28 protein-coding genes and 2 tRNA genes are annotated in these 25,625 nt (G+C 66.5%); 7 read left to right on the plus strand and 23 right to left on the minus strand.

All coding sequences use genetic code 11. From position 1 onward, the window contains the following. The coding region (locus Q7T84_RS12090; RefSeq protein ID WP_304809138.1) for an AraC family transcriptional regulator at positions 1-191 on the plus strand (191 nt) is incomplete at its 5' end. 12 nt (positions 192-203) lie between these two features. On the opposite strand, the gene Q7T84_RS12095 is transcribed toward Q7T84_RS12090, so the two are convergent. Together Q7T84_RS12095 and Q7T84_RS12100 are read right to left on the minus strand one after the other, a co-directional pair. Continuing rightward, a complete protein-coding gene (locus tag Q7T84_RS12095) occupies positions 204-1,598 on the minus strand; it encodes an AMP-binding protein (RefSeq protein ID WP_304809141.1) in 1,395 nt (464 codons plus the stop codon). Positions 1,599-1,604: 6 nt separating this feature from the next. Continuing rightward, a complete protein-coding gene (locus tag Q7T84_RS12100; protein ID WP_304809144.1) occupies positions 1,605-2,069 on the minus strand; it encodes an Lrp/AsnC family transcriptional regulator in 465 nt (154 codons plus the stop codon). A gap of 120 nt (positions 2,070-2,189) precedes the next feature. Between Q7T84_RS12100 and Q7T84_RS12105 the strand changes: the two genes are divergently transcribed. Next, complete coding sequence (locus Q7T84_RS12105) at positions 2,190-2,435, plus strand: DUF6356 family protein (RefSeq protein WP_304809146.1); 246 nt, start codon at positions 2,190-2,192, stop codon at positions 2,433-2,435. A gap of 13 nt (positions 2,436-2,448) precedes the next feature. On the opposite strand, the gene Q7T84_RS12110 is transcribed toward Q7T84_RS12105, so the two are convergent. The 3 genes from Q7T84_RS12110 to Q7T84_RS12120 are packed head-to-tail and all read right to left on the minus strand — an operon-like array spanning position 2,449 to position 6,132. Then, the gene (locus Q7T84_RS12110; RefSeq protein WP_304809148.1) at positions 2,449-3,726 is read right to left on the minus strand and encodes an N-succinylarginine dihydrolase; all 1,278 of its coding nucleotides are present in this window, start codon (positions 3,724-3,726) and stop codon (positions 2,449-2,451) included. Then, positions 3,723-5,132 (minus strand): succinylglutamate-semialdehyde dehydrogenase, encoded by a 1,410-nt coding sequence (astD, locus tag Q7T84_RS12115; protein ID WP_304809152.1) that lies wholly within the window; start codon positions 5,130-5,132, stop codon positions 3,723-3,725. Before astD ends, Q7T84_RS12110 begins: the two co-directional genes overlap by 4 nt. Then, entirely contained in the window at positions 5,119-6,132 is a 1,014-nt protein-coding gene (locus Q7T84_RS12120; protein ID WP_304809155.1) for an arginine N-succinyltransferase, read from the minus strand. Before Q7T84_RS12120 ends, astD begins: the two co-directional genes overlap by 14 nt. 107 nt (positions 6,133-6,239) lie before the next feature. Here Q7T84_RS12120 and Q7T84_RS12125 point away from each other — a divergent pair, with 107 nt between their 5' ends. Then, positions 6,240-6,728, plus strand: coding sequence for an Lrp/AsnC family transcriptional regulator (locus Q7T84_RS12125; RefSeq protein WP_304809158.1), 489 nt, complete (start codon positions 6,240-6,242; stop codon positions 6,726-6,728). 22 nt (positions 6,729-6,750) lie between these two features. Here the strand turns inward: Q7T84_RS12125 and Q7T84_RS12130 are convergent, their stop codons facing one another. Continuing rightward, entirely contained in the window at positions 6,751-7,992 is a 1,242-nt protein-coding gene (locus tag Q7T84_RS12130; protein ID WP_304809160.1) for a hydrolase, read from the minus strand. 64 nt (positions 7,993-8,056) lie between these two features. On the opposite strand from Q7T84_RS12130, the gene Q7T84_RS12135 reads away from it, so the two are divergent. After that, on the plus strand, positions 8,057-8,944 hold the full coding sequence (locus Q7T84_RS12135) for a glyoxylate/hydroxypyruvate reductase A (RefSeq protein ID WP_304809163.1): 888 nt from the start codon (positions 8,057-8,059) through the stop codon (positions 8,942-8,944). A 45-nt stretch (positions 8,945-8,989) separates the two neighbouring features. On the opposite strand, the gene Q7T84_RS12140 is transcribed toward Q7T84_RS12135, so the two are convergent. Continuing rightward, on the minus strand, positions 8,990-9,460 hold the full coding sequence (locus tag Q7T84_RS12140; RefSeq protein WP_304809166.1) for an Lrp/AsnC ligand binding domain-containing protein: 471 nt from the start codon (positions 9,458-9,460) through the stop codon (positions 8,990-8,992). Positions 9,461-9,572: 112 nt separating this feature from the next. Here Q7T84_RS12140 and putA point away from each other — a divergent pair, with 112 nt between their 5' ends. After that, complete coding sequence (gene putA, locus Q7T84_RS12145; RefSeq protein WP_304809171.1) at positions 9,573-12,671, plus strand: bifunctional proline dehydrogenase/L-glutamate gamma-semialdehyde dehydrogenase PutA; 3,099 nt, start codon at positions 9,573-9,575, stop codon at positions 12,669-12,671. Positions 12,672-12,710: 39 nt separating this feature from the next. Here the strand turns inward: putA and Q7T84_RS12150 are convergent. From Q7T84_RS12150 to exbB, 4 genes are all read right to left on the minus strand, one after another. Further along, positions 12,711-12,787: transfer RNA gene (locus Q7T84_RS12150), tRNA-His, on the minus strand. A gap of 161 nt (positions 12,788-12,948) precedes the next feature. Next, positions 12,949-13,662 carry an energy transducer TonB gene (locus tag Q7T84_RS12155; RefSeq protein WP_304809173.1) on the minus strand — a complete coding sequence of 238 codons (714 nt, stop codon included), beginning with the start codon at positions 13,660-13,662 and terminating at the stop codon, positions 12,949-12,951. Positions 13,663-13,675: 13 nt separating this feature from the next. Further along, positions 13,676-14,107 (minus strand): biopolymer transporter ExbD, encoded by a 432-nt coding sequence (locus Q7T84_RS12160; RefSeq protein ID WP_304809175.1) that lies wholly within the window; start codon positions 14,105-14,107, stop codon positions 13,676-13,678. Positions 14,108-14,112: 5 nt separating this feature from the next. Continuing rightward, on the minus strand, positions 14,113-15,027 hold the full coding sequence (gene exbB / locus Q7T84_RS12165; RefSeq protein WP_304809177.1) for a tonB-system energizer ExbB: 915 nt from the start codon (positions 15,025-15,027) through the stop codon (positions 14,113-14,115). Positions 15,028-15,674: 647 nt separating this feature from the next. Here exbB and Q7T84_RS12170 point away from each other — a divergent pair. Both Q7T84_RS12170 and Q7T84_RS12175 read left to right on the plus strand, forming a co-directional pair. After that, positions 15,675-16,220, plus strand: a complete 546-nt coding sequence (locus Q7T84_RS12170) for a sugar O-acetyltransferase (RefSeq protein WP_304809180.1) — start codon at positions 15,675-15,677, stop codon at positions 16,218-16,220. A 60-nt stretch (positions 16,221-16,280) separates the two neighbouring features. Further along, positions 16,281-16,805 carry a DNA-deoxyinosine glycosylase gene (locus Q7T84_RS12175; RefSeq protein WP_304809182.1) on the plus strand — a complete coding sequence of 175 codons (525 nt, stop codon included), beginning with the start codon at positions 16,281-16,283 and terminating at the stop codon, positions 16,803-16,805. Positions 16,806-16,832: 27 nt separating this feature from the next. Here the strand turns inward: Q7T84_RS12175 and Q7T84_RS12180 are convergent, their stop codons facing one another. From Q7T84_RS12180 to murA, 12 genes are all read right to left on the minus strand, one after another. After that, a complete protein-coding gene (locus Q7T84_RS12180) occupies positions 16,833-17,627 on the minus strand; it encodes a glycosyltransferase (protein WP_304809184.1) in 795 nt (264 codons plus the stop codon). Positions 17,628-17,913: 286 nt separating this feature from the next. Beyond that, positions 17,914-17,989 (minus strand) — tRNA-Phe (locus Q7T84_RS12185). Between the two features lie 133 nt (positions 17,990-18,122). Continuing rightward, positions 18,123-18,290, minus strand: a complete 168-nt coding sequence (locus Q7T84_RS12190; RefSeq protein WP_304809187.1) for a DNA gyrase inhibitor YacG — start codon at positions 18,288-18,290, stop codon at positions 18,123-18,125. Then, positions 18,287-19,324 (minus strand): ribonuclease E/G, encoded by a 1,038-nt coding sequence (locus tag Q7T84_RS12195; RefSeq protein ID WP_304809189.1) that lies wholly within the window; start codon positions 19,322-19,324, stop codon positions 18,287-18,289. Before Q7T84_RS12195 ends, Q7T84_RS12190 begins: the two co-directional genes overlap by 4 nt. Beyond that, positions 19,321-19,902, minus strand: a complete 582-nt coding sequence (locus Q7T84_RS12200) for a Maf family nucleotide pyrophosphatase (RefSeq protein WP_304809192.1) — start codon at positions 19,900-19,902, stop codon at positions 19,321-19,323. Before Q7T84_RS12200 ends, Q7T84_RS12195 begins: the two co-directional genes overlap by 4 nt. A 16-nt stretch (positions 19,903-19,918) precedes the next feature. Next, positions 19,919-20,137, minus strand: a complete 219-nt coding sequence (gene infA / locus Q7T84_RS12205; protein WP_304809195.1) for a translation initiation factor IF-1 — start codon at positions 20,135-20,137, stop codon at positions 19,919-19,921. A 111-nt stretch (positions 20,138-20,248) separates the two neighbouring features. Further along, positions 20,249-20,710 (minus strand): low molecular weight phosphatase family protein, encoded by a 462-nt coding sequence (locus Q7T84_RS12210; RefSeq protein WP_304809198.1) that lies wholly within the window; start codon positions 20,708-20,710, stop codon positions 20,249-20,251. Between the two features lie 5 nt (positions 20,711-20,715). Then, positions 20,716-21,195 (minus strand): UPF0262 family protein, encoded by a 480-nt coding sequence (locus Q7T84_RS12215; protein WP_304809207.1) that lies wholly within the window; start codon positions 21,193-21,195, stop codon positions 20,716-20,718. Between the two features lie 143 nt (positions 21,196-21,338). Next, positions 21,339-21,989 carry an SH3 domain-containing protein gene (locus tag Q7T84_RS12220; RefSeq protein WP_304809210.1) on the minus strand — a complete coding sequence of 217 codons (651 nt, stop codon included), beginning with the start codon at positions 21,987-21,989 and terminating at the stop codon, positions 21,339-21,341. 267 nt (positions 21,990-22,256) lie between these two features. Next, a complete protein-coding gene (hisD, locus tag Q7T84_RS12225) occupies positions 22,257-23,543 on the minus strand; it encodes a histidinol dehydrogenase (RefSeq protein WP_304809213.1) in 1,287 nt (428 codons plus the stop codon). A 39-nt stretch (positions 23,544-23,582) separates the two neighbouring features. Further along, positions 23,583-24,008 carry a DUF2948 family protein gene (locus Q7T84_RS12230; protein ID WP_304809216.1) on the minus strand — a complete coding sequence of 142 codons (426 nt, stop codon included), beginning with the start codon at positions 24,006-24,008 and terminating at the stop codon, positions 23,583-23,585. A 1-nt stretch (position 24,009) separates the two neighbouring features. After that, positions 24,010-25,299 carry a UDP-N-acetylglucosamine 1-carboxyvinyltransferase gene (murA, locus tag Q7T84_RS12235; protein ID WP_304809219.1) on the minus strand — a complete coding sequence of 430 codons (1,290 nt, stop codon included), beginning with the start codon at positions 25,297-25,299 and terminating at the stop codon, positions 24,010-24,012. Between the last annotated feature and the right edge of the window lie 326 nt (positions 25,300-25,625).

A 25,625-nucleotide genomic window follows, 5' to 3' on the forward strand; every position in this document is an offset into this window, starting at 1 on the left:
TCCGGCGTGAGACGGGAATGAGCTTCGCCGAATGGCGGCAGCAGGCCTGCGTCCTGGTCGCCCTGCCCCGGCTGGCGGCCGGCGACCAAGTGACGGCCATCGCCCTCGACCTCGGCTACGAGAGCCCCGCGGCCTACGCCACCATGTTCAAGCGCCTGCTCGGCGTCGCGCCGAGTCGTTACCAGCCGTAGGGGCCGCTCACCCTAGCCGAACGTCCCCGCGAACCGCTCGCGCAGCAGGTTCTTCTGGACCTTGCCCATGGCGTTGCGCGGCAGCTCATCGACGAAGAACACCCGCTTGGGCGCCTTGAAGGCCGCGAGCTTGGTCCGCGCCTGGGCGATCAGGTCAGCTTCGTCGCCCTGGCCTATCACCACCGCCACCACGGCTTCGCCAAAGTCAGGATGCGACACGCCGATCACCGCGCTCTCGCTCACCCCCGGCAGTTCGTCGAAGATCAGTTCGATCTCCTTCGGATAGACGTTGAACCCGCCCGAGATGATCAGATCCTTGGCCCGGCCGGAGATCCACACCCGGCCGTCAGCGTCTTGGCGGCCGACGTCGCCGGTGACGAAATAGCCATCGGCGGTGAACTCCTCGGCGGTCTTCTCCGGCATGCGCCAGTAGGCGGCGAAAACGCTCGGTCCCTTGATCTCAATGGCGCCCGTCTCGCCGCCGGCGATGCGCAGGTCCACGCCTGGCAGGGGATAACCGACGCTGCCGGCGATGCGTTCGCCCTCCAGCGGGTTGGAGGTGATGATCACCGCCTCGCTCATGCCGTAACGTTCCAGGATGCGCTTGCCGGTCCGAGCCTCGAACTCGGCGAAGGTCGATTCCAGCAAGGGCGCGGAGCCGGAGATGAACAGCCGCATGTGGCTGGCGTGATCTTGGGTGAAGCCGCGATTGGCCAAAAGGCGCGTGTAGAAGGTCGGCACCCCCATCATAACCGTGGCCTTGGACAAGCCGTCGAGCACCTGGGCGTCGTCGAACTTGGGCAACCAAACCATCGGCGCGCCCGACAGGAAGGCGCAGTGCAGTCCGACGAACAGACCGTGGACATGGAAGATCGGCAGGGCGTGCAGCAACACATCCTCAGACGTGAAACCCCAGATCTGATGCAGGGCCTGGGCGTTGGCCGCCAGGTTCCCGTGGCTGAGCATCGCGCCCTTGGACCGGCCCGTGGTGCCCGAGGTGTAGATGATCGAGGCCAGGTCATCGTCGTCCATGACCAGGGTCTGCGCGAGCGGCGGCCGGGTCCGCGCATCAGCGACCAGGGCCTGCGCGTCCTCAACGAACAGCACCGGCTCGGCGTCATCGAGGAAGTAGTCGATCTCCGCCTCGGTATAGGCGGTGTTGAGCGGCAGGAAGACCGCGCCCACCTTCAACGTCGCCAGATAGACCGCGACGGCCGCCACGCTCTTCTCCGACTGCAGCGCCACCCGGTCGCCAGGCTCGACTTCGTATTCGACCAGCAGGCTAGCGGTGCGCGCGACGTCGTCCTCCAACTCGCCATAGGAGATCGCGCTCCCGTCCGCGAGCAGGAAGGCCGGCTTGGAACGGTCGGCGGGAAAGCGCGACGAGAGCAGGTCGTAGAGGTTCATCGGGTCTCAGAGCGGGAGGGCGGTGGTGAACTTGATCTGCTCCATCGCAAAGGCGGAGGAGACGTCGTTCAGCGGAGCCGTGGCGATCAGGCGTTTGTAGAAGCGGTCGTAGGCGGAGATATCGGAAACCACCACCTTCAACAGGTAATCGGCCTCGCCCGCCAGTCGATAGAACTCGACCACCTCCGGCAAGGCCGCCGCGCCCTTGGCGAAGTCCGCGATCCAGGCCTCGTCGTGGCGGCTGGTGCGAACCGAGACGAAAACCACGAGGCCGAGATCCAGCTTGTCCCGATCCAGCAGCGCCACCTTGCGCTCGATCACCCCCTCGTCGGTCAGGCGCTTGACCCGCTTCCAGCAGGGGGTCTGCGACAACCCCACCCGTTCGGCCAACTCGGCGACAGGAATGGTGGAGTCGGCCTGCAACTCCCGCAGGATTCGCCGATCAATCGGGTCCAGGAGAATATTCGTCATTCATATCGCCATGTATGGAGAAATATTTTCTCCATACTGATCCAACTGCGATGAGATCGACAACGTCTTTCTCGGCCAGTCGCGCGATCCTGGGGCTCAAGCGATTTACAGGAGAGGCCCATGCTCGACGCGTTCACCCGGCACCCGACCGCCATCGGCGAAAGCTACGCTCAGCATCTGGCCCATGCCGCGGCCTTTGGCGCGACGATGATTGTCACCGGCATCGCCTGCCTGATCCACGCAATCTTCCCGTTCTGGTTCGAGAAGACCGCCAGCGATTGCATCCGACGTCTGCACGCCAAGATGAGCGCGCGGCTCCGCGTCGAAACTCCAGCGCCTCAGGGCTCGACGGCCGTCCAGGCGTAGGGGCCCTGCCCCTCTAGGCTATCACCGCTTCAAGGGCGCGATGAGCCGCGCGGGCTTGGGCCCATAGGTCCGGCGATAGCAAGTCGTCCGGGGCGATGCGTTCGGGCCAATAGGCTTCCACCACTTGCGACAGCGCCGCCCAACGCTCCGGGGTCAGCAGGAAGCGTTGGTCGATCCCCGCCAGCGCCGGTCCATCGACCGGAATACGCAGGCGCAGGCAGGCCGGGCCGCCGCCGTTGCGCATGCTCTCGCGCACATCGACCACCACGGCGTGCTTGATCGGATTGTCGCCGGCGACAACCGCCTCCACCGCGCTCCAGACCGCGGCGCCTTCCCGCGCGTCCGACGGCAAGACCAAGGCCATATCGCCACCCGGCAGGGTCACCAGTTGGGAGTTGAACAGGTAGGACGACACCGCGTCGGCCAGACTGACCCCGAAGGTCTCGACGATATGCAGGTTGGGCAGCCGCTCGCGCAGGGCGCCGTAGAGCCGCGCGGGGTCGGCGAACGCCTCGGGATGGGCCAGCAGCACATTGGCGTTGGCGACCACCACCACGTCGTTGTGGAAGGCGCCGGCCTGGACCGCCGCCTGGTTCTGCAAAGCATAGAGCGTGCGGGCCCGGTCCAGCCCCGCGAGCCGCGCCGCCGCCTCGCTGGCCCGGCGGTCCTGACGTTCTGGATAGCTCCCGCCCCGCAGTTCGCCGTGCACGAAGACGTTGAGGCCCGGAGCGCCATGGCTGGCCGCGAGCCGCATGTGATTGGCCGCGCCCTCGTCGCCGAAGTGACGGGCTGAGGGCAAGGGTTCGTGAACACAGAACCGGTCGGCGTCGGGGAACACGCGGCGCAGGAGTTGGAAGGTCTCATCGGCCTCGAAGCTCCGGTGCAGCATGCCGGCGAGATTGGCGGTGACCAGATGCACCCGGCCATCAGCGGTGTCGGGCGCCGCCAGGACGCTCGCGGCGTTGGCCCGCCACATGCTGGACGCCGAGCAGGCCGCGCGGAACAGGGGCAAGTCCTCCGAAGCGGCGGCCGTCAGGACGTCATCGTCACGGCCTTTGAACCCGAACGGCCGCAGGGCGGCGGCGGCCGGTCGCAGCGGCGGCGGCAGAAAGCCCTGGACCAAGCCCAGCTCCATCACCGTGCGCATCTTCGCCAGCCCCTGGCGGGCGGCGGCGCGCGGATAGGACACCTCGCCGAAGTTGGACTGCGAGGCGACATTGCCAACCGACAAGCCCGCATAGTTGTGGGTCGGCCCTGGCAACCCGTCGAAATTGATCTCGATCGCGCTCATCCCGTCAGCCCCGTGGCGATGCGGAAACTGGCGCTGTCAGCCTCCAGGCTCGCGACCGGATAGGCGCAGTAGTCGGCCGCGTAGTAGGCGCTGGGCCGATGATTGCCCGACAGGCCTGGCCCACCGAACGGCGCGGTGGCGGCCGCTCCCGTGGTCGGCCGGTTCCAGTTGACGATCCCGGCGCGGGCCTGCGACCAGAAGCGCCGATAGAGCGCCTCGTCATCTGAGATCAAGCCGGCGGCCAGGCCGAAGCGCGTGGCGTTGGCCACGGTCATGGCCGTCTCCCAGTCCGCGACCCGAGTGACCTGGAGCAGCGGCCCGAAGTTCTCGCGATCAGCGACCTCGACGCCGGTGACGTCGACCAGGCCAGGCGTCAGGTAGGGACGATCCGGCGCCAGCGGCTTTAGCTCACGGATTGGGCGGCCACCCAGCCGCCCTTGGGCGCGGAGCAGGCCACAGGCGCTGGCCATGTCGATCACCGGCCCCATGAACGGTTGCGGCTCATCGAAGGGCGCCCCGACCTTGATGCGGTCGATCAGCGCCGCCAGCGCTTCGATGATGCGCTCGCCCGCCACGCCTTGAGGAACGATCAGCCGCCGCGCGCAGGAACACCTCTGGCCGGCCGATACATAGGCCGACTGCACGATCAGATGCGCGGCGCTCTCGGCGTCGGCGACATCCCAAACGACCAGCGGATTGTTGCCACCCAGCTCCAGGGCGACGATCTTCTGGGGTTGCTCGGCCAGGGCCATATGGATCGCTTGGCCCGCCCCCACCCCGCCGGTGAAAAACACCCCGTCAGTGTCTGGGTGAGCGACCAGGGCCTGGGCGATCTCGGCGCCGCCGATCACCACCTGCAGAACGTCATTCGGCACGCCGGCCTCACGCCACAGCCCGGCCAGATAGAGGCCGCTGGCGGGGGTCTTCTCGCTCGGCTTGAAGACCACCGAATTGCCGGCCAGCAGCGCCGGAGCGATGTGGCCGTTCGGCAGGTGCATGGGAAAATTGAACGGCCCGATCACCGCCACGACTCCGTGCGGTCGATGAGCCAGCCTGGCTCGCGCGCCAGCCGCTTCGCCTACCCGTTCGCCGGCCCGCTCGGCCTGGGCGCGGATCGAGACCTCGACCTTGCCGGCGACCGTGTCAGCCTCTGTCAGGGTTTCCCAATAGGGCTTGCCGGTTTCCTCGCTGATCAGCCGGGCGATGACCTCCCGCCGCGCCTTGGCCAAATCGGTGAAGGCCCGGCCGATACGGTGACGTTCCTCCAGCGGCAAGGACGACCACGCCCCGAACCCATGCCGGGCACGCGCCATGACCGTGCTGAGCTCGGTGGCCGATGTCGCCGGGCCGCGCCACACGACCTCGTCGGTGCAGGGGTCGGTCGAAACGATCTCAGAATTCGACATGGCGAACGCGGTCTCCGATCTGAAGCTTTAGGGTCTGGGCGAGTTCGGGGCTGATCCGCAGTTGGTCCTCGGCCCAATGGACGAAGCCGCGCGTGGCCCGGAACGCCTCGGCCTCGCCGGTGCTGATCAGCACCTCGGGATCGCCGTCGCACGGGCCGATATCGGTCACGGTCGAGACCCGGCCGTCGCGGACGGCCCTCAGGCTGTCTATGTCGGCGACCATGGTCGGTCCGGCGTCGAAGATGTCGATGCAGCCTTCGAACTTGAACCCCTCCTCGCTCAGCAGGGCGTGGGCGCGAGCCCCGTCGGGATGGCATTGGCCCACCGCGAGCGCGGCGTCGGTCGGCAGCAGGTTGAGATAGATCGGATACTTCGGGCCAAGGTCGGCGATCACCTGCTTGCCGGCGCCGACGCTGATCCGGTCGGCCTCCTTGAACTCCAGGCCGTAGAACTTGCGGCCAACCGCCTCCCAGAACGGCGAACGGCCATCGACGTCCTGGTAGCCACGCAGCTCCGACACCACGCGCTCGCCAAACCAGTCGCGGTGCTGCGCCATGAACAGATAGCGGCTGCGCGCCATTAGCCGGCCGCCAGCAATCCCGCGTAGCCCCGGCCGCACGAACAGCCCGCCGACCTCAGCCGAGCCGTCATAGTCGTTCACCGGGGTTAGGAGGGTGTTCTCGACCACCTTCCCCAGGGCTTGGGAGGTCTGCCGCAGACGCCCGATCCGGTAGGAGTAGAACGGCCAGTCGCCGCCGACGCTCGGGAAGATGCAACCGGTGCCGACCACCTCGCCAGCAGCCTCCATCACCAGCAGGATCTGGCTGCCGGCCTTGCGCTCACCGGCCAAGGCCGCGACGCTGGCGGCGAGCAAGGCGCTCAGGCGCTCGCGGCAAGGGGGCAGATTGGTCATGCCGAGCCCCGCGGTGAGCGCGAGCGCGTGCAACGCTTCCAGATCGTGAAGTCCGGCCGGCCGGACGACGACGCCGATGGCGATCATGACATCCTCCGCAGAATGATCGAAGCCTAGGAACCCTAGTGTGATAGGGATTTCACGAAACAGGCGGCGGAAGACGACACCCTCCGCCGCAGAAGATGCGGCGAGATATGACCTTGGACGGATATTCTGCGCTCGATCGGCTGGACCTGCGAATCCTGGCGATTTTGCAGGCTGATGGCCGGATCACGAACCAGGCATTGGCCGAGCAGGTCGCGCTCTCACCCAGCGCCTGCCTGGCGCGCGTGCGGCGGCTGGAGGCCGACGGCCTGATCCTGGGATATCACGCCCGCCTGGACATCGAGCGCATCCGGCCGACCGTGACCATCTATGGCGAGGTGACGCTGAAGAGCCACCGCCCGGCCGATATGGCCGCCTTCGAGGCCGTGCTGTCCGATATCCCCGAGGTGGTCGAGGCCGCCCAGGTTTCCGGGCCCTTCGACTATCTGATCAAGGTGGTGACGCACGACGTCCGCGCGTGGGGGGCGCTGGCCGACCGCCTGCTGCAAGAGGGCCTCGGCGTCGACAAGATCGCGTCCCACATCTTGATGAAGGACGCCAAGCCTTATCGGGGTACGCCGGTGACCACGGGGCGCTAGCCCCTCTCCGCTTGAGGAGAGGTTAGCTCATCGCCTCCTTGATCTTCGTCGCCGGGATCTCGCCGGTGGCGAGCTTGGCGAGGATCAAGGCTGAGAGCTGGGCCCGCTCCACGAAGCTCTCAGGCCACGCATGCTCGGCTTCGCTATGGATGTCCCCGCCCCTCACGCCGAGCGTATCGACATTGGGCAGGCCGGCGGCGAACAGATTGTTGCCCTCGCAAACCCCGCCCGACGACCCCCAGGTGATCTCCTGGCCCAGCAGCGCGCCAGCCTGCTTCACCGCGCCAAACAAGGTCTGCTGCGCGGCGTTGAAGGGCTTGGCCGGCCGGGTGAAGCCGCCATGCAGATGCGCCTCGATCCCCTCGGCCGTGGTCGCCGCCACAGCCTGCTGGACGAAGGCCAGCGCCCAATCGGCGGCCGCGGCGTCAGGCGACCGAATATTGAACCGCAGCACGGCGCGATCAGGCACGACGTTCAGCGGCCCGCCGCCATCGATCCGCGCGACGTTGAGGGTCACGCCCTCGCGCTGATCGTTGGCCGCGACCAGCCGCACGGCCAGGTCGGCGGCGGCGGCGACGGCGTTGCGGCCCTTGGCGAATTCGCGGCCGGCATGCGCCGCGCGCCCCCGCACGACGACATGGAAATTGCCCGAGCCCTTCCGCTCGGCGGCCAGCGCCCCGCCGGCCATGGCCGGTTCATAGGTCAGGCCGACATGTCCCTGCCCCGCCAGTTCCGCCAGCAGCGGCCCGGAGGCCAGCGACCCGATCTCCTCGTCTGGCGAGAGCAGCACCCGGTAGCCAAGATTGGCCTGGGCCGGATGCGCCTCAATGGCCCGCAAGGCGGCCAACATCACGCTGATCCCGCCCTTCATGTCGGCGATCCCCGGCCCGTTAAGGGCGCCATCAGCCCGTGAGATCACGCGGGTAAAGCCGCTCTCAGCCGGGTAGACGGTGTCATAATGGCCGGTGAGGATCACCTGGACCGGCGCCTCCGGGCGCACGGTCAGGCGCAAGGCGGGCGTGTGGTGTTGAGCCCTCAACTCACCGTCGGCGGCCACCTCGTGACTGTCGGCCAGAGGGATGCTGTCCACCTGTCCAGGCAGGTCGCCCAGCAGGTCCTCCAGGACGGCGCGCTGGGCCTCGAGTCCCGCCAGGTTGCGGCTGCCGGACGCGATGGCGCACCAATCGACAGCGCGGCCAAGGATTTCGGCCTCTTCTCCAGCCAGCCGATCAAGGATCGTAGTGTCTTCGGAATTGAGCTTCATGGCCGAAGGTCACGCCGAAAACCGGGCGCGCGCAAGCGCGGCCTTGGATGCTATTTGAAAGGGCATGACCATCGCCTTCCTCACCCGTCTGCCCAACGACGACGCCAAACGATGGCTGGCGGCCTTGCGCGCGGCGCTTCCGAGCGATGACATCGTACTCGGGCTCGCCCCGGACGCCGAGCTCGCGGTTGTGGCCGCGCCCGCCCCCGGCGATCTGGCCAAGCTCCCCAAACTTGCCTTCATTCAGAGCGCCTGGGCGGGGGTCGACGGCCTGTTGGGCGACCCGCTGCTGCCCCGCCAAGTTGCGCTGGCGCGCCTGATCGATCCGAGCCTTGCCACGCAGATGGCCGAGGCGGTCGCCGCCCATGTGCTGGCGCTACACCGCCAATCACCCGCCTACCGGGCGCAACAGACCCAGGCGATCTGGCGACAACTTCCGCAAATCCCCGCCAGTGAGCGCCAGATCGGCCTGCTGGGCTTTGGTGAGATGGCGCGTGCCAGCGCGGCTCTGCTCGAGAAGCTCGGCTTCAAGGTCAGCGCCTGGAGCCGCAGTCACGGCGACTTGGGCGACCTGCTCGCCGGCAGCGACATCGTCGTCAACCTGCTGCCGCTGACGGCCCAAACCCAAGGCATTCTCGGCCGCGAGACCTTTGCCCGTATGAAGCCCGGCGCGGCGGTGATCAATGTCGGGCGCGGCGGTCATCTGGTCGAGGCGGACCTGATCGAGGCCTTGGCCAGCGGCCAGATTTCCCACGCGGTGCTCGACGTCTTTGAGACCGAGCCCCTACCCGCCAGCCATCCGTTCTGGAGCGACCCCGCCATTACCGTTCTGCCCCATGTGGCGGCGATCACCGATCCGGTCAGCGCATCGCAGCGCATCGCGGCCAACATCGCCCGCTTCCGCGCCGGCGAGCCGGTCGAAGGCCTGGTCTCGCCGGATGCTGGCTACTAATTTCAGTCTCTTCCTCTCCCGAAGGAGGGGAACGCCTCTATTCCCCTAGACTGGCAACTCGGTGACCGACTTCACCTCTTCCAGCACCGCATAGGTCCGCGTCTCACGCACGCCGGGCATCGCCACCAGCACCTCACCCAGGAAGCGCCGATAGGCCTCCATGTCGCTGACGCGCGCCTTGATCAGATAGTCGAAGCCGCCTGCCACCATGTGGCATTCGAGGATTTCGGGCGTACGCTGCGCGGCGTTGGCGAACTCGGTGAAGGTGTCCCCTGTGGTGCGGTCGAGTTGAACCTCGACAAAGATCAGGAGCGCGCGGTCGATGGCCTTGGGATCGAGGATGGCGGCAAAGCCGGTGATCACGCCGCGCTCGCGCAGGCGGCGCACCCGATCAGAACAGGCCGAGGCCGACAGATTGCACTGCTGGGCCAGGTCGAGGTTGCTGATCCGGCCATCGCGCTGCAGCACCCGCAAAAGCCGCCGATCGGTGTCATCAAGCTGCACATTATCCGGCATATTGTCAGCTTCTCTAATTTCGGTGCGCCCAAAGCCCCATAGGTCCGTAGGACATCCGCCATCATAAGAGCTACGCCGGACGATAGAAATTCCATTCTTTCAAGGCCTCGTCATGACTTCCTGGACCGCTCTCGACGACCCATCCGCCAAGTATCGTGACGAGACCGAAGCGGTCACCGCCTTGCTGGCCGCCCGCCCGCTGTCGCCCGAACAGCGGGCGAGCGTGCGGGCCCAGGCCGTCGATCTGGTGCGGACCGCGCGCCAGTCGGCCAAGCGGCAAGGCGTGGTCGAGAGCTTCCTCCAGGAGTTCAGCCTGAGCACCCGCGAAGGTTTGGCCCTGATGTGCCTGGCCGAAGCCCTGCTGCGCACTCCCGACCAGGACACCCGCGACCGGCTGATCGCCGAGAAGATCGGCGGCGCCGATTGGGCCAGCCACCTTGGCCAATCCGACAGCCTGTTCGTCAACGCCTCGACCTGGGGCCTGATGCTGACCGGCAAGTTGGTCGAGGTCGACGACCAAGAACGCAGCGACCCTCCCGGCTTCCTGCGCGGACTGGTGGAACGGATCGGCGAGCCGGTGGTGCGCAGGGCCGTCGCTCAGGCGATCGGCATCATGGGCGAGCAGTTCGTGCTCGGCCGCACCATCCAAGGCGCCCTGAAGCGCGCCGCCAAGGAAGGCCAAGTTTGCTCGTTCGACATGCTGGGCGAAGGCGCCCGCACCGCGGCCGACGCGGCTCGCTATGAGCGCTCCTACGCCGACGCCCTGGAAGCGGTCGGCAACGGCTCCAAGGGCGCTGGCCCGGAATCCGGCCACGGCGTTTCGGTCAAGCTGTCGGCGCTCTGCCCGCGCTATGAGGCCACTCATGAGGCCCGCGTCTGGACCGAGCTCTATCCACGCATCAAACGCCTGGCCCTGATCGCCGCCCGTCACGACATCAACTTCACCATCGACGCCGAAGAAGCTGACCGGCTGACCTTGTCGCTGAAACTGCTTGATCGCCTCGCCCGCGAGACGGAACTCGGCGACTGGAAAGGTCTTGGCCTCGCCGTCCAGGCCTATCAGAAGCGCGGCGCGCTGGCTGTCGCTCGGGTCGCCGAGATCGCCAAGGACAGCGGCCGCCGCCTGATGGTGCGGCTGGTGAAGGGCGCCTATTGGGATTCGGAGATCAAGCGCGCCCAGGTGAACGGCCGCCCCGACTATCCGGTCTTCACCACTAAGGCGGCCACCGATCTTTCCTATCTGGTCTGCGCGCGCGAACTGATCGCCGCCAGTCCCCACATCTACGCCCAGTTCGCCACCCACAACGCCCACACCCTGACCGCCGTCCACGCCATGGCCAAGCAGTCCGGCGTGCGGATCGAGTTCCAGCGTCTGCACGGCATGGGCGAAGCGCTCTATCGCGCCGCGGCTGACCTGCGGGCCGGCGCCGTGGTGCGTACCTACGCTCCAGTTGGCGGTCATGAAGACCTGCTGCCCTATCTCGTTCGCCGCCTGCTAGAGAACGGGGCCAACACCTCCTTCGTCCACGCCCTGCTGGACGAGCGCGTGCCGGCTGAAGACGTCGTGATCGACCCGATCACCGCAGTCGAGAAGGCCGGCGCCGGGCCGCATCCGAAAATCCCCCGCCCTGCCGACATCTACGGCGCCGAGCGCAAGAACTCGATGGGCGTGGATCTCTCTATCCCCGACGAGGCCGCACGCCTGCACCATGCCGCCCGCGCGCTCCAGCCGTTGGCCTCAGGTCCTCTAATCGGCGGCGCCCTGCGTCAGGGTGTCGATCTGCGGGCGGTTCGCAGCCCCACCGACAGCAGCGTCGTAGTCGGCCACGCCACCGAGGCCTCCGCCGCCGACATCGACGCAGCCTTCGCAGCCGCCCGCGCCGCTCAACCGGCCTGGGACGCCATCGGCGGCTACCGGCGCGCCGAGGTGCTGCGCCGGATGGGGGCGGCCCTCGAGGCCAATATGGACCGGCTGATCGCCATTTGTACCCGTGAGGCCGGCAAGACCCTGGCCGACGGCGTCGCCGAGGTCCGCGAGGCGATCGACTTCTGCCGCTACTACGCCCACCTGGCGCAGACACGGTTTGCCAGCCCTGAGACGCTCAAGGGGCCGGTCGGCGAGACCAACAGCCTGGAACTACACGGCCGCGGCGTTTTCGTCTGCATCAGCCCGTGGAACTTTCCTCTGGCCATCTTCACTGGCCAGGTCGCCGCGGCGCTCGCCGCCGGCAACGCCGTCATCGCCAAGCCCGCCGAGCAGACCCCGCTGATCGCCGCCGAGGCCGTGGCCCTGTTCCACGAGGCCGGCCTGCCGCCCGCACTGCTGGCTCTCACGCCAGGCCAGGGCGAAAGCGTCGGGGCGGCGTTGACGGTCCACCCGGGCTGCGACGGCGTCGCCTTCACCGGCGGCACGGACACCGCCCGGCGCATCAATCAGGCCCTCGCCGCCCGGCCTGGCCCCATCATCCCCTTCATCGCCGAGACCGGCGGCCTGAATGGCATGTTCGTCGACACCACGGCCCTCAAAGAGCAGGTGGTGGACGATGTCGTGCTCTCGGCCTTCGGCTCGGCCGGTCAACGCTGCTCGGCTCTGCGGCTCCTGTTCCTGCCGAGTGACACCGCCGACACGCTGATCGAATGCCTGAAGGGCGCCATGGACGCCTTGGTCATCGGCGATCCTGCCGACCCCGCGACGGACGTCGGGCCCGTGATCGACGATGAAGCCCGCAACGCTCTGGCCGCCCACGCGGTACGTCTGGAGAAAGACGCCAAGATCCTGCACCGGCTGCACACGCCGATCGACGGAACCTTCTTCGCACCGATGCTCGCCGAGATCCCAGCGGCGAATTTCCTGGAGCGTGAGGTGTTCGGCCCCATCCTGCACGTCGTGCGCTACGAGCCGTCTGAACTCGCGAAAGTCGCCGGTGAGCTCGCGGCCCTAGGCTATGGCCTCACCTTGGGCGTCCACTCGCGCATCGACGCCTTCGCGACCGAGGTACGCAGCCTGGTCCCGGCGGGAAACGTCTATGTGAACCGTTCAATCATCGGCGCCGTGGTCGGCGTCCAGCCGTTCGGTGGCGAAGGCCTCTCCGGCACCGGCCCAAAAGCGGGCGGCCCAAACTCGTTGTCGCGCTACGCGATCGAACGCGCCATCAGCGTCAACATCACCGCCCAGGGCGGCGATCCGGCCCTGTTGAATCTCAGCATGTAGGAGAAATTTGAGGAGCCCCGGAAACGGGGTTCTTCGCGATGGTACCACCTCTCGGGTTCGAACCGAGGACCTCTAGATCCACAATCTAGCGCTCTAACCAACTGAGCTAAGGCGGCGTGTCGCGAGGCGCCCTTCTAGTCGCGGTCGGCGGACCAATCAAGCGCTGCTGCGTGCGACCAAGTGATCTTTCCAAGAAAAAACAGCGGCCACGAAAAAGCCCCGGGGGTTCGCACCGCCGGGGCTCATTCTTGTAGTCGACGCTAGCGGCTTGGAGCCGTTAGCCCTTCGGAAGCACGAAGCGGATCGGGATCCGCACAGTGCCGCCTTCGACGGGCGCGCCGTCCTGGGTCTTGGGACGCATACGGAAGAGCTTGCTCAACCGAATGGCCGCAGACCCGAAGTCTTGGTCCGCAGGATCCTCGGAAACCACTTCGCAGCTTTCGAGGCTTCCCTTCGCCGTCACCTGGCAGCTGAGCGTCGCTCGGCCTTCGATGTTCATCCGCATCGCACGGTCAGGATAGTACCGCGCGATGTCCTCGCCCGAAGGTCGACGAGCCCAATCGGGGTTCGTGATGACCGAGGGACGCGGAGGAGCCGGAGGCGCAGCCTTCGGCGGTTCCGGAGTCTCGATCCGCTTCTCAACCGGCGGAACCGGCAGAGGGGGGATCGTCGGCATGTCCGCCGGCACATTCACCGGAGGCCGCGGTTGCAGCTTCGGCGGCGGAGGTGGCGGGGTGTTCGGCGGCGGAGGCGGAGGCGGCGGAGGAGGCGGCGGAGCGGGCTTGATAATCGCCACGTCCGTCACGTCATCCGAGTACTCCTTGTACGTCGGCTCGAACTTGGACTTGTACAGATAGTAACCAAGAGCGGCGTGCACGACGATGGAGCCAACGATGGCGACAGTAACGCCAACATTACGCTTCTTCTTCGGCTCGTCGAAGACGCTCCGCTCGTGGTGCTCTTCCTGGGTAGTGTCGGTGGTTTCAGCCATTCGTCACCCCCCTCTAGTTCTTGTCTTCGCCGATTAGGGCCACGCTGTAGAAACCGTTGTCCTGAAGCATGTTCATCACACCCATGAAGTCCCCATAGAGGACGTCTTTATCGGCGCGAATGAAGATGCGTTCTTTCTCCGGATTACGTTGCCCGATCGTGCTGCGCAGTTCGTTACCGAGATCAGCAACGTCCGTGGGGGTGTCACCAAGATAGATGCTGCCACCCGCCTGAATGCTGATGTAGACCGGCTTAGGAGGGTTCGTAGAGGGTTTAGCGATCGCGGGGGGAAGAGCAACTTCCACAGTCACGGCGGCCATTGGCGCCGCGACCATGAAGATGATCAGGAGGACCAACATAACGTCCACGAAGGGCGTAACGTTGATTTCGCTGTTCGCGTCTACCGCATACCGGCCACCCCCAGAACCTGAGAGTTTGGCTCCCATGTCGGTTAGGCCCCTTTGTCGAGCTGCCGGGAAATGGCGTTCATCAGTTCAGCAACGAAGCCTTCCGTACGCGCACCGTAAGCGGAGATACGGGTCTGGAAGTAGTTGTAGAAGATAACCGCGGGGATAGCGGCGAACAGACCGATACCGGTGGCGAGAAGCGCTTCGGCGATGCCGGGGGCGACGACGGCCAGGTTGGTCGTGTTGGTGTTCGCAATGCCGATGAAGGAGTTCATGATCCCGTAAACGGTACCGAACAGACCGATGAACGGACCGGACGAACCGACAGAGGCCAGGAACTGCATGCCGCTGGACAGACGCTTACCAAGGTTCGCTTGAACCGCACCAACGGCCATTTCAGCCCGGTGCAGCGTGGTTTCACGGTGAGCGCCGTTAACGGCGAGGCCCGCTTGACGCGACAGTTCGATTTCTTGAGCAGCCGCGGCGGCCATATCGGCCAGCGGGTTGCCTTCGAATTCGTCCGAGAGCGCGATACGGCCCATGTCGTTAACCGACTTGGCTCCACGGAAAGCTTCGACGAAGCGGTCCGAGGATTTGTTCAGCGAGCCGAATTCGACAAGCTTGGTGACCAGCAGGGTCCAAGAGAGGATCGAGGCCAGGACCAGGCCGATCATGACGACCTTAACGACCGGTTGGGCGTCCATGAACATCTGGATGACGGTCAGCTGACCGGCATGTTCGATGGTGGCCGGGGCGACGTCAGCCGCAGGAGCGGCGGCGTCGGCGGCAGGAGCAGCGGCGGTGGCCGCGGCGTCAGCAGCCGGAGCGGCTGCTACAGCGTCGGCGGCGGCGGGCGCGGCCGGAGCGGCGGCTTCCTGCGCGAACGCCGGCACGCTCGTCATCAGCGCAACAGCACCGAGGAGAGCGATGAAAGGGATCTTTCGTTTGTTGTCGAGCATCTGTCGCCAGTTCCTGATTGGTCTAGCACGTTTGGACCGAAGGGTCGTCGCGCGAGAGCGTCTCCCACCCTAACTAAACAAGCCCCTCGCCCCGCCTGGTTTGCACCAGCCAAGACGCGAGAGCCGCTTTCGCTGCGCCCGACCCGTGGCGCCTGTTTCCACTTGCGTGAAACTGGGCGTTCAGAGGCGGGTGCGAATTCGCTCTTCCCGGGGGAAGCTCGAAATCTTACCGCTATGTTAGACGTGCGGCAGGGGTCCTTTGGCAACCCCTATTCCGGGCGTCAAGAGGGCATACTTCCGCCTGCGACGCCACGAACCTGCCCCGGGGCCATGTAATGTTGCGACGCACAACGCACGACCCAAGTAATCCCGGTCGATTTTCTACTTTCGGAGGAATTTTTACGCTGCATCGCAGCAAATCTGGCGGAACGCTGATCTTGAAATAACCATCCCTTTGACAGCCACAAGGGGTCCGGCCGCCTGGATTTCACGCACCGGGCGCCAACATCGGCGACATGGGATTCTCTACCGCCGCCGCCGCTCAGCGTTCATCGACGCCCGATCGCCGAAACCAAATAGCGCGCGCCGCCGCCATGAGGCGATTTGCGCCGCTCAGGACGCCCCAAGACCAGGCGGAGAAGGTTCACATGAAGACAGAGAAGCAGAAGATGCTCTCCGGGCAGCTTTACAACGCCGCCGATCCCGAGCTTCAGCGCGATCAGGCTTCAGCCCAGGCCTGGATGGCCGCCTACAACGCTCCAGCCGGCACCAGCGCGCAGAAGCGCCACGCCCAGTTGGTCGATGGATTGGCCCAGGTCGGCCGCGACGTCGTCATCCGCCCACCGTTCCATCTGGACTACGGCTACAACATCACGTTGGGCGACGGCGTGTTCATGAACTTCGGCTGCGTGGTGCTGGATGTGGTCGCCGTTACCATTGGTGACGGGACTCAGATCGGTCCCGGCGTCCAAATCCTGACAGCTGACCACCCTCGCGATCCAGAACAACGCCGCTCCGGCATGGAGTACGGCCGTCCGATTCGGATCGGCTCCAATGTGTGGATCGGGGGCGGCGCAATCATCCTGCCGGGCGTGACCATTGGAGACGACGCGTTGATCGGCGCCGGAGCTGTCGTCACGCGCGATGTGCCAGCCGGCGTGACCGCTGTCGGCAACCCCGCGAGAGTCCTCTAGATCCCGAACGCCAGCCCTTCGTCTTCACCGACCGTGCGGCGCACAGGTAAGATAGACAGCATGATGGGCGCTCCCGCTGAACCAACCAGCAAGTCTTCATTCCCCGCCATCGCCGATGGGCGGACGCGGCTGCTAATCCTCGGCAGCCTCCCCGGAGAGATATCTCTCGCCCGCGCCCAATATTACGCCCACCCCCGCAACCAGTTCTGGCGATTGATGGAGACCGTGATCGGGCTCCCCCTGGTGGACGTCGCCTATGCGGACAGGCTGAACACCCTGCTCGCGGCCGGCGTCGGGATGTGGGACGTCATCGCCTCGGCCGAACGGATCGGCAGCCTGGACACCAAGATCCGCAATCATGAGGCCAACGCGCTGGCGGAGTTCGCCGCCACCCTGCCCTCGCTGCGGGCCATCGCCTTTAATGGCGGCAAGGCCTCGAGCATCGGCCGCAAGCAACTAGGCCCCGCCCCCTGCTACGCCCTCGTCACCCTGCCCTCCAGCAGCCCAGCCCACGCCGCGGTTCCCATCGACCGCAAGCGGGCCGAATGGCAGGTGCTGAAAAGCTTCCTGCACGGCGAAACCTGACCCGGCGCGCGACACGCGCGCGGGAGATCACTGTGGAGAGTGGGTTCGCGCCTCGGGAGCGAGCCGGGTCCAGACGTCCTCAAGAGCGGTCACGAAGCGGGCGTAGGACCATTGCTGGGCGGTCTCGAAAGCCGCCTCTCGCATCTGCCGCAAGGGCGCCCCGCCGGTCGCCACGAGATCAGCGGCCTCGGCGAGCGCGTCAGCCGCAGCCTCACAATCGTCTTCTGGGGCCCAAAACCCATTCGAGTCGGTCGCGAACTCTCGACCACCAATGCCGGTGAACCCCGCGCAGACGGCCCCGCTGGCCATGGCCTCAAGCGGCGTCATTCCCACCGATTCAAAGCGGCTCAGGCTCAAGAACAGAGACGACGACCCAAGTGCGCGCGCCACCTCCCGTTCGGCGAGGTTCGTGATCTCGGACCACGGAAGGGCTGCATGCCGAGCGTGAACCTTTTTGAAGAATGCCTGGATAATCTTGGCCTCGGATTGGCGCTTGCGAGGCGAATAGGCCACCGCGCCCACGCGATCCGCCTCCGGCCGAAACAGGCGTTCGTCGGCGAAACAAGGAATGATCTCGACCTTCGCCGCAGGATAGGCCCGTCGGATGCTTCTTGCGTTCGTCTGACCGACCGCGATGAAGGTCGGAGCGCGGTCTGGGGGAAATTGGTCGATGGCGTCGTAGGCCAGGCCGGCGAACGTGAACTGGTTCTGCTCAAACACGACGACGCGATGGCGGCCCTTGGCCGCCGTCAAAAGCGCATTGGGTGCGTCCGAGGGAAGAACGAGAATATCGTCGGGTCGGAAATCGGCGCCGACCTCCATCGGAACGACGAAGTCGAGCCAAGGGGGCGGCACGGAGGCTGGCGAGCGCCACCATACGCATTCGAAGCCGAGCCTCGCCAGCGCCTAGACGTGCCGAAGCACGACCTTCTGCCCGCCCGAGACGGCGCCAGTTGGATACGACAGGTACACGATGCGAGACATGCGCGTCGGTAACACACGCGGCGGGAGCGCAAAACCAACGACGGCCCAGACATATAGCCAGCGGGGCGGAGACCGCCCAGCGCGGCAAACACCGGTCAAATCTCTGAGTTTATCGAGGAGAAAGTGGTGCCTGGGGGCGGGTTCGAACCACCGACACGTGGATTTTCAATCCACTGCTCTACCAACTGAGCTACCCAGGCCAAGAGCCGTTCCGATCAACGATCAGGCGGTTCAGGATCTTTCAATTCGCCGCGTTCTGGAGGAAAGCGGCAGGCCCCGCCTGCGCGGGAGCCGCGTCTATAGAAGAGGTGTTCGCCGCTGTCCAGCGGCTCTTCAGTCTTCTGAATCTTCGTCGTCCGGACGGCTGTCGTCATCGACCACCGGGATGGCGTAGCGGTTGGTCAGCCAACGCTGCAAGTCCACGTCCGCGCACCGTTTGGAGCAGAACGGGCGGTACTCGGGGATCGAGGGCTTTTTGCAGATCGGGCAAGGGGCGCTCATGACGCACTCACATCGAAACGCTCGCGGGCGGAGGCAGGCTCGGGACGAATCGTGAAGCGAGCGCCGATCCTGGCGGCCAGCTTCATGGCCAGGGGCTTGGCGGCCTCGGCGACAGCCGGGGCGCAGACGGCGGTCAGACGCGCGCCCGGCTGGGCCGCCCCCTCGTTGTCGATCGCCCGGATCAGGCGCAGGGCCAGGGTCAGGTTCGACAAGGCGCCGGTCGCATCACACAGAGTCTCGGCCACGGGCGGAGCGCGGCGCGGAATAGTCATCTCCATGGTGCCGAACCGGCCGACCGGGCCAATGGCGACGCCGGGATTGTCCGGCGAGAAGGCGCTACGGGCGGCGGTCAGCAGCGCATTGCCGTCGTGGCCGCGCCCGACCAGGTCGATGACCACGATCCCGCCTAGGCTCTTCAAGCGCAACAGACGGCCGGCGGCGGCCAAGGCGGCTAGGTTCGCCGCCCGGGTGACGCGCTTGACGTCATTACCCTTGCGCTCGCCAATGTCGACGTCGATGGCGACCAGGGCGCGCGTCGGTTCAATGGCGATATTCCCACCGCCGGGCAGCGGATGGATGATGTCCAGCGCCTCGGCCTCGGCCTCATCGGCGACCTGGCGCGCCTCGCGACCTTCGATGATGTCGACGCCGCGCGCGAAGTTCATCAATTGCTCGGCCATCGACGGCGGCGCGGCCAGCGGACGTGGCGCCCCCTGGGCCGGGCCGATCACCCGCACGGTGGCGAGTTTGCCGAGCCGCGGCTCGGTACGAATCTCGACCTCCAGCGACTGGCCCTCGACGGGCCGGGCGTCAGGCTTGAACGAGAACAGCGCCTCGACGCCGCCGAGATCAACAAAGGCCGAGGCGAAGGCCGGCTCCACCTTGCGCACCCGCGCAATGTGGCGCGCGCCCAGGCGGGTCGCCTGGTCATCGCCGTCGCGCTCGATCAACAGGCGCTCGGGGCGGCCGTCCAGCAGGACGACGCCGCGCGTTTCACCGATGCCGCGATCCAGAAAGAGGCTGCGCTCGCTCATGTGCGGACAAACCCCAGGCCGGTCAGAAGGTTCATGGTTTCATAGAGCGGCAGGCCGACCACGGCCGGATAGGAGCCCTGGATCGACATGACGAAGGCGCCGGCCTTGCCCTGAATAGCGTAGCCGCCGGCCTTGCCGATCCCCTCCCCGTCCTGGAGATAGGCGTCGATCTCGGCGGGCGTCAGGCGCTTGAAGTGCAGCCGGGTTTCAACGAGCCGCTTCACCGTGCGGCCGTCAGGCGCGACCACGGCGACGGCGGTCAGCACCTTGTGAGCGCGGCCCGAGAGCAGTTCCAGACATTTGCGACCCTGCGCCTGCGTCTCGACCTTGGGCAGGATACGGGTCCCGACCGCGACGATGGTGTCGGCCGCCAGCACATAGGCGTCACTGTTGGTTTCGGCGACCTTGGCGGCCTTGGCGAGCGCCAGGCGCAGCGCTGTCTGGCGGGGGGTCTCGGTCTTCAGAGGCGTTTCGTCGATCTCGGCGGCCACGACCGCATCAGGCGTCAGGTCGACCTGACGCAGGAGATCCATCCGCCTGGGACTTGCGGAAGCCAGCACCAGGCGCTGCGATGTCATATTTGGCAAAAGGCCTCTAACGGACTCGGAAGGTGATACGGCCCTTGGTGAGGTCGTAGGGGGTCATCTCGACCACGACCTTGTCGCCTGCCGAAACGCGGATGCGGTTCTTACGCATCTTGCCGGCCGTGTGACAGGTTATCTCGTGATCGTTCTCGAGTTTCACCCGAAACATGGCGTTGGGCAGGACTTCACTGACCGTGCCGGGAAATTCCAACAACTCTTCTTTCGCCATGCAAGCTCCAACAGGTGGCGGTCAAAGGGAACGGCCAACGAAGTGAGTCGCGACGTGAGCCGGAGCTACAGATGTAGCTTTAAGCGCTGTACGCGCTCGAATGGCCAATAGCTAGCGGGGGAACCGTTCGGCGATCCGCTGCGCCAGACTGTCGCGCACCTCGCGATAGGCGGCCAGTCGCGCCTCGCGCGAACCGTCAGCCAGGGTTGGATCGAAGGTGGGCCAATACTCGATGTCGGCCGAGCGTCCGCGGGTCAGTTCGACGGCACGATGCTGGGCCTCGGGCGTCAGCGAAATGACCAGATCGAAGGAGGCGTCCTCCAGATCATCGAAGGTCTTCGGTGCGTGGCTTTCCAGGTCGCAGGATATCTCGGCCATCACCGAACGCACGAAGGGATCGGCGCCCTCGCCCGCCTCGCCGGCCTCGCGCTTCAGGCCGCAGCTATCGACATAGACCCTGTCGCCCAGCGCGCGCTTCAGCAACGCTTCGGCCATGGGCGAGCGCACCCGGTTGAAATTGCAGGCGAAGAGGACCGCGCCGGGCAAGGGCGACCGCGATGCGTCAGCCGGCATAGAGCCTAGCCTCGCCAATGCAGGGCGCAGATCAGCGTGAACAGCCGCCGCGAGGTGTCGAGATTAGTCTCGATCTTGCCATGCAGCCGGGTCCGCAGCAGCTCGGAGGCTTCATTGTGCAAGCCACGCCGGCCCATATCCAGCGCCTCGATCTGCTGAGGCGTGGAGTTGCGGATCGCCTGATAGTAGCTCTCGCAGATCAGGAAATAGTCCTTGATGAGCATGCGGAACGGCGACAGCGACAGGATATGGCGCTTCTCGTAGTCCGGGCCGCGGACATCCAGCACAAGCCGGTTCTCCAGCAGCCCCATGCGCAGGTCATAGGGACCAGTCGCCGCGCCCTCGGGGAAGAAGTAGTTCTCCTCCAGAAGATCGAAGATGGCGATCTGCCGCTCCTGCTCCTGGTCGCGTGAGACCGCGGCGAGGGAATCCTCGTCGATCTCCACGGACTGCAGGCGGTGATGGGTGCGGTCTTCGTCGGCCATGGCTCAATGGGTGAGGGCTTGCCTGGAGCTTTATTGCAAAGCACCCCCTAACGTCATCCTGCCACGTGCGATCTTCGCACCCGTGCACAATAAAAAGCGCCCGGCGTGTCTCGCCGGACGCTTTCGAGGCCAACTAGGCCCGCCTAGTAGCGGTAGTTCGCATTCTGATAGCCGGCCGGCTGGACGTAGGCGCCGTGGACATAGCCGACGCCGACGCCGTTCTGGCCCACCAGGATCCACTCAGTGCCACGCACCCTGGCCAGGGCTTGGAAAGTCTGGCCCGGCCGCAGGCTACCCACCCGCGCCGCCGAGGTGGTGGGCGCCGCCCGCAGGTTCAGCGTCGAGCCCGAAACGAAGGACCCGCCGTCACGAACATAGGCGGCCGGGGACAGGTTGCCGTTCAGGCGATAGCCGTTCTGGACGTAGGTCGTAGGACGGTAGGCCTGTTGCTGCTGGCCGTAGTAGGCGTTCTGACCGGCCGCATCGCGCTGCATCTTGCAGCCGACCCAGGAGCCGGTCGCCGCGCCGGCGACGGCGCCGATGGCGGTGCCCGTGCCGCGATCGTTCTTGGCCAGGTTCGAACCCGCCGCCGCGCCGACCAGCGCGCCGATCAGGGCGCCGCCCATCTGCTTGCCGCCGGGCGCGTCGCAGCTGACGATGGAGCCGGGGCCGCCGCCGGTCGGCGCGCGGTACTGCTGGGCGTTCGCCGTGCTCACGGCGCCGATCGCCAGAGCGCCGGTCAGGGTCGCCACGGCCGCGCCGCGCATCAATTTCGAAGTCTTCAGAGTGCGCATAGCCAGGTCTCCGTCCTTGGTAAGGTTCTGTCTGGAGCCTTCCGGCCCCGATGACGAACACCCTAGAGCGGGCTTCCTGAACGGCCTCCAAGACGGAACTGACAGGAACTGTTCAGCTTCGTTGACGACTGCGCCAGACTCATTCCTCTCCCCCGGGAGAGGTCAGGTGAGGAGGAGGCGCGCAGCGGCGCTCTACCGACCATCAGCCCGCGTATCGGCAAGGCAAAAGCCCCTCACCCAGCCTCTCCCCGGCGGGGAGAGGAGAAGTTACCCCTGCTTGGTCAGGCGGATCGCGGCCGAGCGCGCGTGGGCGGGAAGCCCTTCGGCGTCGGCGAGCGCGACAGTGCGCGGCCCCAGGATCGCGAACGATTTCTCATCGCACTTCACGATCGAGGTGCGCTTGATGAAGTCGAACAGCGAAAGGCCCGAGGAGAAGCGCGCCGCGCGGCTTGTCGGCAAGACGTGGTTGGAGCCGGCCACATAGTCGCCGATGGCCTCAGGCGTCAGCCGGCCGAGGAAGATCGCCCCGGCGTGGCGGACCTGATCGGCCAGGCGCTCTGGATTATCGAGCGCGAACTCGACGTGTTCCGGCGCGATGTAGTTGACCAGACGCGGCGCTTCTTCGAGCGGCGCGATGATGATCGCCCCGTGATCGCGCCACGAGGCGGCGGCGTCCTCACCCGTGCTCAGCGACTTCAGTTGCTCGGCGACCTGGGCGGCGACCGCTTCGCCGAACGCCTCGTCGTCAGTGATCAGAATCGATTGGGCGGCGGGGTCATGCTCGGCCTGCGACAACAGGTCGGCGGCGATCCAATCTGCACGGTTGGCGCCGTCGGCCACCACCACGATCTCCGAGGGGCCAGCCAGGGCGTCGATGCCAACCGTGCCATAGACCCGGCGCTTGGCGGCGGTGACATAGGCGTTGCCGGGGCCGACGATCTTGTCGACCGGCGCGATGGGGCCGGCGCCATAGGCGAGCGCGGCCACGGCCTGCGCGCCCCCGACGCGCCAGATCTCGGTGACGCCAGCCTCCTTGGCGGCGGCCAGGACGGCCGGCTGCAGGCGCCCAGGCGGCGTGACCATGGCGATGCGCTCGACGCCAGCGGCGGCGGCGGGCACCGCGTTCATCAGCACCGTCGACGGATAGGCGGCGCGGCCGCCCGGCACATAGATCCCGACCGCTTCGATCGCCGTCCAGCGCCAGCCTAGCTCGACGCCGGCCTCATCGGTGAAGGCCATGTCAGCGGGCCGTTGGCGCTCGTGATAGGCGCGGATGCGCTTTGCCGCGAAGGCGATGGCCTCGCGAACCTCGGGCGAGCACTCAGCCGCACCGGCCTCGATCTCGTCAGCCGTGACCCGGATGTTGCTTTCGTCAACCTCGACGCGGTCGAACTGGCGTCCGAACCGAAGCACGGCGGCCAGCCCCTCGGCGCGAACGGCGGCCAGGACGTCACGGACGGCGGTGTCGACTTCCTCGGGCGTCTCGCGGCGCTCGTCGATGAACGCGGCGAAGGCGGCCTCGAAGCCGGGATCGGAGAAACGGAAGCTGCGCATGGGCGCTGTTTAGCGGCCAGGGCCTTGCCGCGCTAGGGCTCAGAGCTCGTGTTTGGGCGTCCGCGGCGTCGGCCAGGGCGGGCTGACGTCGGCCAGCACCGCGTCCAAGCACTCGACCTCCGCCCGCAGGTCGCCGCCGCCGGCGAAGGTGAAGACCACCGCCCCGCCCGGCGCCTCGCCCGGCTCGAACGCGATGTTCAGCAGCTCGACCACCGCGTCCTTGGCCCCGCGCCGCAGCTTGCGGGCCTGGACCTTCAGCACCGAGCCAAGCTGGATGGCCGAACGCACGCGCTCGCCGCCCTGGCCTTCCCAGCGATAGCGGTTGAGCGCCAGGGTCAGTTGGCGGGTCGCCGGCTCGTATAGGATGTCGCCGATCTTGCCGACCGCGTCCTGCAGGGCGGCGGCGATCACGGCCAGGTCCTCGGCGTCTTCCGCCAGTAGGCGCAGACCAGCAGTCTCTGTCATTTCAATCCTCTGGCTCGCCGGTTCCGGCGATGCGGCGGACATTGGCCCCGCAAGCGCCCAGCTTTTCCTCAAGGCGCTCAAAGCCGCGATCAAGGTGATAGACGCGGCTGACCACCGTCTCGCCCCGCGCGGCCAAGGCCGCGATCACCAGGCTGACCGAAGCCCGCAAGTCGGTGGCCATGACCTGAGCGCCTTCCAGCGTCTCGACGCCGCGCACGCGGGCCTCGCCACCCGACACCAAGATGTCCGCGCCCAGCCGCGCCAGTTCAGGCGCGTGCATGAAGCGGTTCTCGAATATCGTTTCCTTGATCACGCTCTCACCGTCGGCCAGCGTCATCAGGGCCATGAACTGCGCCTGCAAATCGGTGGCGAAGCCCGGATAGGGATCGGTCTCGATCTCCACCGCCTTCAGCCGCGCGCCGTTGCGCTTGATGGTCATCCCGTCGTTGTGGCGGATCACCTCGACTCCCGCCTCGACCATCTTGTCCAACAGGGTCTCGACGAAGTCGCTACGAGTCTTGGTCAGGCGCACCTCACCACCGGCCATGGCGGCGGCGAGCGCGAAGGTCCCGGTCTCGATCCGGTCCGGGATCACCGAATGTGTCGCACCGTGCAGGTGGTCGACGCCCTGGATGCGGATGGTCGACGTGCCTGCCCCCGACACCTGGGCGCCCATCTTGTTCAAGCATTCGGCCAAGTCGCCCAGTTCAGGCTCGCGCGCGGCGTTCTTCAGCACCGTCTCGCCCTTGGCGAGCACCGCGGCCAGCATGACATGCTCGGTCGCCCCGACCGAGACGAACGGAAACTCGATCTCGGCGCCGATCAGGCCACGCGGCGCCTGGGCGTAGACATAGCCCTCATGCAGGTCGATTGACGCGCCGAGCGCGCGCAGCGCTTCGAGATGCAGGTCCACGGGGCGCGCGCCGATTGTACAGCCGCCGGGCAGTGAAACCTTGGCGTGGCCGGTCCGCGCGATCAGCGGCCCCAGGACATTGAATGACGCCCGCATCTGGCGGACTAGGTCGTAAGGCGCGAAGGCGCTGACGATCTCGCGGGTATGAAGGATGGTCTCGGCGCCGTCGTCGCCATCCTGTTCGATGATGTCGGTCCCGAGCCGGCGCAGCAATTGGCCGAGGAAACGGGTATCGGCCAGGCGCGGCATGTTGGTTAGGCGCAAGGGTTGGTCGGTAAGCAGGCTGGCGGCCATGAGCTTGATAGCCGAATTCTTGGCGCCGCTGATGACGATTTCGCCCTCAAGCCGCGCGCCGCCGATGATGGCGATACGATCCAATCTAGTCCCTCAGAAGGGGGCATGCGCTTAGGGGGCGCTCTCCCAGACCCTTCGCTGGCTATCTAGCCTGCGTGGGACGACGGCGAAAGCGGCCCCGCTTCACGAGCACTTGTCCGAATCGTCGGGCTTCGCGGGCGGCTTGGCGCTCGCTTTACGGCGTCGCAGATTCGCCCTGAGCGCGGCGACAAGCGCCGTCTCCCTCTCTTCAGCAGCCGTTTTCCCCGGTTTTTCCATGCAGAATGGGGGTGCGGCGAGACGACTTGCACGTCAAGTGCGGTTTCCGCGATTTTACGCTTCACTCCGGCCCGCGCTTTGGCTATAGCCCG

Origin of the sequence: Phenylobacterium sp. (genome assembly GCF_030654915.1) — a bacterium.
GTDB lineage: Bacteria > Pseudomonadota > Alphaproteobacteria > Caulobacterales > Caulobacteraceae > Phenylobacterium.

Coding starts and splice junctions, on each gene's coding strand:
- Q7T84_RS12210 (WP_304809198.1), bottom strand. CDS start 20,710: ATGCCGGCTGACGCATCGCGGTCGCCCTTGCCCGGCGCGGTCCTCTTC.
- Q7T84_RS12230 (WP_304809216.1), bottom strand. CDS start 24,008: ATGACAGAGACTGCTGGTCTGCGCCTACTGGCGGAAGACGCCGAGGAC.
- Q7T84_RS12140 (WP_304809166.1), bottom strand. CDS start 9,460: ATGCCGGATAATGTGCAGCTTGATGACACCGATCGGCGGCTTTTGCGG.
- putA (WP_304809171.1), top strand. CDS start 9,573: ATGACTTCCTGGACCGCTCTCGACGACCCATCCGCCAAGTATCGTGAC.
- Q7T84_RS12105 (WP_304809146.1), top strand. CDS start 2,190: ATGCTCGACGCGTTCACCCGGCACCCGACCGCCATCGGCGAAAGCTAC.
- Q7T84_RS12125 (WP_304809158.1), top strand. CDS start 6,240: ATGACCTTGGACGGATATTCTGCGCTCGATCGGCTGGACCTGCGAATC.
- Q7T84_RS12135 (WP_304809163.1), top strand. CDS start 8,057: ATGACCATCGCCTTCCTCACCCGTCTGCCCAACGACGACGCCAAACGA.
- Q7T84_RS12160 (WP_304809175.1), bottom strand. CDS start 14,107: ATGGGAGCCAAACTCTCAGGTTCTGGGGGTGGCCGGTATGCGGTAGAC.
- Q7T84_RS12215 (WP_304809207.1), bottom strand. CDS start 21,195: ATGGCCGACGAAGACCGCACCCATCACCGCCTGCAGTCCGTGGAGATC.
- Q7T84_RS12155 (WP_304809173.1), bottom strand. CDS start 13,662: ATGGCTGAAACCACCGACACTACCCAGGAAGAGCACCACGAGCGGAGC.
- Q7T84_RS12120 (WP_304809155.1), bottom strand. CDS start 6,132: ATGATCGCCATCGGCGTCGTCGTCCGGCCGGCCGGACTTCACGATCTG.
- Q7T84_RS12190 (WP_304809187.1), bottom strand. CDS start 18,290: ATGAGCGCCCCTTGCCCGATCTGCAAAAAGCCCTCGATCCCCGAGTAC.
- astD (WP_304809152.1), bottom strand. CDS start 5,132: ATGTCGAATTCTGAGATCGTTTCGACCGACCCCTGCACCGACGAGGTC.
- exbB (WP_304809177.1), bottom strand. CDS start 15,027: ATGCTCGACAACAAACGAAAGATCCCTTTCATCGCTCTCCTCGGTGCT.
- Q7T84_RS12130 (WP_304809160.1), bottom strand. CDS start 7,992: ATGAAGCTCAATTCCGAAGACACTACGATCCTTGATCGGCTGGCTGGA.
- infA (WP_304809195.1), bottom strand. CDS start 20,137: ATGGCGAAAGAAGAGTTGTTGGAATTTCCCGGCACGGTCAGTGAAGTC.
- hisD (WP_304809213.1), bottom strand. CDS start 23,543: ATGCGCAGCTTCCGTTTCTCCGATCCCGGCTTCGAGGCCGCCTTCGCC.
- Q7T84_RS12110 (WP_304809148.1), bottom strand. CDS start 3,726: ATGAGCGCGATCGAGATCAATTTCGACGGGTTGCCAGGGCCGACCCAC.
- Q7T84_RS12200 (WP_304809192.1), bottom strand. CDS start 19,902: ATGACATCGCAGCGCCTGGTGCTGGCTTCCGCAAGTCCCAGGCGGATG.
- Q7T84_RS12170 (WP_304809180.1), top strand. CDS start 15,675: ATGAAGACAGAGAAGCAGAAGATGCTCTCCGGGCAGCTTTACAACGCC.
- Q7T84_RS12095 (WP_304809141.1), bottom strand. CDS start 1,598: ATGAACCTCTACGACCTGCTCTCGTCGCGCTTTCCCGCCGACCGTTCC.
- Q7T84_RS12195 (WP_304809189.1), bottom strand. CDS start 19,324: ATGAGCGAGCGCAGCCTCTTTCTGGATCGCGGCATCGGTGAAACGCGC.
- Q7T84_RS12175 (WP_304809182.1), top strand. CDS start 16,281: ATGATGGGCGCTCCCGCTGAACCAACCAGCAAGTCTTCATTCCCCGCC.
- Q7T84_RS12100 (WP_304809144.1), bottom strand. CDS start 2,069: ATGACGAATATTCTCCTGGACCCGATTGATCGGCGAATCCTGCGGGAG.
- Q7T84_RS12220 (WP_304809210.1), bottom strand. CDS start 21,989: ATGCGCACTCTGAAGACTTCGAAATTGATGCGCGGCGCGGCCGTGGCG.
- Q7T84_RS12180 (WP_304809184.1), bottom strand. CDS start 17,627: ATGGAGGTCGGCGCCGATTTCCGACCCGACGATATTCTCGTTCTTCCC.